4 protein-coding genes are annotated in these 4,071 nt (G+C 57.5%); all 4 read right to left on the bottom strand.

The features are described from left to right. On the bottom strand, nucleotides 1–418 hold a 418-nt coding region (locus R2N11_RS26300), incomplete at its 3' end, for a hypothetical protein (protein ID WP_430715485.1). Between the two features lie 196 nt (nucleotides 419–614). Further along, nucleotides 615–1,061 carry a hypothetical protein gene (locus R2N11_RS26295; protein WP_316682960.1) on the bottom strand — a complete coding sequence of 149 codons (447 nt, stop codon included), beginning with the start codon at nucleotides 1,059–1,061 and terminating at the stop codon, nucleotides 615–617. A gap of 138 nt (nucleotides 1,062–1,199) precedes the next feature. Continuing rightward, nucleotides 1,200–1,775 (bottom strand): hypothetical protein, encoded by a 576-nt coding sequence (locus tag R2N11_RS26290; protein WP_316682959.1) that lies wholly within the window; start codon nucleotides 1,773–1,775, stop codon nucleotides 1,200–1,202. Further along, a partial coding sequence (locus R2N11_RS26285; RefSeq protein ID WP_316682958.1) for a LysM peptidoglycan-binding domain-containing protein occupies nucleotides 1,775–4,071 on the bottom strand: 2,297 nt, incomplete at its 5' end. The genes R2N11_RS26290 and R2N11_RS26285, both read right to left, overlap by 1 nt.

The following is a 4,071-nucleotide window of genomic DNA, read 5'->3' as shown; positions in this document are numbered from 1 at the left end:
AGCGCACTTCCAGGCCGTTGGTCTGGTCTTGCGGCACGCCTTCGTTGAGCTTGGCGGCGTAGCCGGTGGGCAGGTTGCCCGAGCCGGTGCGCGTGACACGGCCTGCGCCGTCGTACGAGCGGTGGTCGATCTGCACGCCATCGCGCACCACGCTGTTCAAGCGGTCCAGGTTGTCGTAGGCATACGTCTCGGTGGTGTAGCCGTCTGAGCGCACGAACGTCGTGGGCGTCGTGCTGTAGATGGCTTCGCCCGCTTCCGTATAGCCGGTGATGATGCTCTGGCCACCCGCGGTCGAGACCTTGTTGCCCCAGTGCGTGTCGGTGACGCGGTTGCCGTTCTTGTCGTAGGTGATGGCGTGGCCTTGCTGGCCGATGCTGCCGGCGGCATCCACATCGTCCGCCGCTTGATGACGTACCACCAACTGCGCGACAAGAATCTGTGCACCTCCGCGGGTCAGCAGAGGCGCAACATAGGCAGAACTAAGCAGCCGAGTGCCCCCTAAGGGGCGCTATTGAGGAACAGTGCAGCGTGGTGGCCCACCCCGCGGTCCTTTCTCATGAAAGTAGTTTGGCAACTGGAGGCTCCCGTCCCGCGGGAAAGCCCCAGTCAATCAACTACTTGTTCGACACGTTGGCCGGGTTGACGAACTTCGTGGCTGCCAATTGTGTTTTTGCAGTCTCAGCAGGCATCGGCGTGATCTTTGCGCAGCTCAGGTTGGGGCTGATCTCGAAGTAGGTCGGCTGCCCCTCCACAGCGACAAACTGCTTGCCGTCTTCCTTCCACGTAGGTGACCAGCCGCCAAAGCATTTCACAGAGACCGTATGCTCGCCGGACGGGATTGGGAACTGGGTGTGCTCACCCGAGCGAATGCTGAACACGTCCTTGCCGTCGAGTGCGACGTAGTAGCTGTTGGTCGCACCGATCAGGTTGCCTGTGCGGATCAGCACCAGCGATGACGACGGCGCACCGGCAGCAATTGTCGGGAGTTCACCGATTCGGCCGGAGGTGGCGCAGCCGAAGAGAGTGGTGCATAGGATTGCGAGAGTGGTGGTTCGGAGCATAAAGAAAATTTCCCATTCGAATAGCGTCATGCACAGCCGCCTTGTTGCAGTATTGCTCGTTTCTCACATTAATCACCAGCAGAAGCAATAGACACCCCGAACAGCCGAACCGAGATCATGCGCGAAAAATTCCGCCTCCTAGCTCATTGAAAACTCGAACAACTTAATCTCGTCGGCTTCGTTAGCTTCCAGAACAACGAAATCGTCAGAATTATCAAGCAATCCGTGTGAAGCAATGAAGCTTGCACCGCCATCGAATCCAAAGCGCAACCCAACCTCACTAGGACGCGACTCTTCTTTGGGGTTCATAATTACTCTTTTCAGTATCACAAACTCACTTAAAGCAAGTCCGACAAACTGCCGCCAGTAGATGTCTGAAAATGGTCCAGATTCGTAGATAGCGAACAACTCGTTGTCTGTATCCAATGGGGGCGCGCCATAACCGGCCCCTCTTTTCCCTTCATCCCAAACAATGATGCTGTTAAGCGCCGGATCACTTGCGACCCCGAGGGCACCCCCTCCTTCAAAGTAAACCGCCAAAGGCCCTGCTGTTCGTGAAAACGCTTTTTTATCCTCAATACCGCACTCAGATCCAACTTCATTGGCGGGCCACCAGCTATATCGGACGAGCCGTGCGACCTTCTTTCCGATAAAGCTACGGAGTAACTCAGAGGCAGCCGACGGCACCATTGACGACGAAAATTCCTTACCCATTAATTTGCTCCATTCTTCTGAGCTGCTCGCATCAACAAATCGATCATTCGAAGATTATTTCTAGAAGGTGCAGTATTGAAATTGACACCAAGCGGATCAGACACCACAACACGCCCTTCACGGCTAATCAGGAACTGCAGATCGTTGATCTGTATCTGCTTACTCACCATTGTGCCTCGAATAGCTTGAAGATCTGCAACGCTCTTCTGATTTAGCAAGGCCGATTCTCCCACCGTAGTCATCTTACTCTCCACTAGCCTGACCACTTCCTTCGATCCCTGAGCAAAACGGTCCATCAGCATACCTGGAGCGCCGTCAACGCTTACGGCCCGCGGATTTACCGTGGGGATACCTGCATCACTCAACTTGCCCAGCATGTCGATTTCGGCAGAAATCGTCTGCGGATTCTTACCAGTTCTCAACACCCCAACAGCTTGATTGTCTCCATAGGCATAGACATCCTTGTTACCCCCGCGCCCAAGAAATTCACCAAGATCAACCCGACTAATATTCGGTACAACCGGCTCAAATTTCAGCAGCTCCAAAGGATTCGAATACAGCGTGTTGGGCACATAGTCTGCGAACTTGACGTTCCAATCCGGCAGACCAGATGTCCGCCATGCTACGCCACCTAGACGAGCCAAATCCCCTGCCGCCTGCGCTCCACCCAGCACTGCACCTGCAATCTCCCCGGTCTGTCGTGCGCGGATAACCGCCGCACCGTAGGCATCCCCTTTATCATCCAGCGCCTGGGCCTGCCGATAATTGTTAGCGACAGACTCTATTGCTTCACTCACAACAGCTCGTGGCTCAGTTGCCAATCTGACAACCCCTGCAGCAAGTGCGCCTTGCTCCACCCAAGCCTGCTGAATAATCGGAGAGTCATGGTTCAAGCCAAACGTCAGGATGTCCCCGATCTGCAACACAGTATTACCAGCCATTCGGACCATACCGTTCACGAGCCCGAAACTTGCTTGGCCTCCTCCCACCGCACCACCAAGCAACCGATCCCCGAAGGTACTGCCAGTTACTGACGAGCCCAAAGCGGATGTCGTCAACTGATCCTTAGACAACGGCGGCAGCTCCTGGCCACCGAGCACAGGGCTAGGCACCGCGTAAGCCGTTGTACCACTGTCCCAGCGCTCGAAGGCTCGCCCGTCTGCTGTCACACCTCTGGCCACCACTTGCGGTGTGGGCACAATGGATGGCATCAGCGCATCTGGCCGCGTGTAGGGCGCGTCGCTCCAGACCGGCGAGCGCTGCAATTCAGCGATCTTGTCACCAAGCACATCTGTGCTCGGCGCAACGGGATCATTCCAGATAGGCGAACGTTGCAGCTCGGCAATCTTCTGACCCAGTACGTCCTCTTGCGAACTGCTGGTGCTGCTCGACTGGCCAGCCAAACTACTCACCAGCGCATTACCAAACGCATCGGTTGCAATCGTTGCTACATCCACTCGGCCACCACGCGCCACCGCCGTGGTCGTCCCCGCCGCGAGCGACGAAAGCACCCCCTTAGCGAACTGGCCTAGATCGTCTGTTCCCAACCGGTTGCCAAGCGCCTGACCCGTTGCTGCACCAGCCGCCGCACCGATCCCCGCAGCTGCAACGCTCTTCCAGTTGAAGCTCTGCTGTAGACCAGTAGCGACCCCGATACCCTGCGTCACTGCGCTGGTCAGCACCCCACGAACAGCAGCATTTCCAATGCCATTGCCGACAAAGTTCACTGAACTCAGCCCACCGGCTATCGCCCCGCCGAGCCCGCCCAGAGCTACCGCACGCCAATCGAATCCGTTCTGCATCCCCATGGCCATACCAGCCAGTTGGCCTGCAGCCGCCCCAGCAACGCCACCGATCGCTCCAGCAATAGCCATCGATCCAGCGGTATAGGTCACGGCCGATCCAGCAGCGGCACTTCCCGCAACAACGGTTCCGCCCCCGGCCACAGCTGCCCCTCCTCCGGCAGCTACTGTTCCGTAGTTCACCAGGTAGTACTGCTGAGTGAAGTAGGCGACCACGATTACCACCACCATCGTGATAATCGATCCAACGACACCACATCCGCCCCCACCATCACTCGGCATCGGCAGGTTCGGCGTCGTATCCCCCACCACCTTGCTCGGGTCGTACGGCTTGAACACGCTGCCGTCGTTATGGACGCCGGCGGCCTTGTTCGGGATGTTCAGCGTCTGGCCAACGCGCAGGTCTCGGTCCGAGCTCAGGCCGTTCGCTTCTGCAATGCGGAACCACAGTGCCGAGTCGCCGTATGCGCTGCGCGCGATGCTCTGCAGCGTGT

Source organism: Ralstonia flaminis (genome assembly GCF_958415495.1).
GTDB lineage: Bacteria > Pseudomonadota > Gammaproteobacteria > Burkholderiales > Burkholderiaceae > Ralstonia > Ralstonia flaminis.
This window is presented reverse-complemented; position numbering and strand designations above follow the sequence as displayed.

Bases quoted from the DNA above. Each gene is read 5' to 3' on its own strand.
- R2N11_RS26295 (WP_316682960.1), bottom strand. From the start codon at position 1,061: ATGCTCCGAACCACCACTCTCGCAATCCTATGCACCACTCTCTTCGGC.
- R2N11_RS26290 (WP_316682959.1), bottom strand. From the start codon at position 1,775: ATGGGTAAGGAATTTTCGTCGTCAATGGTGCCGTCGGCTGCCTCTGAG.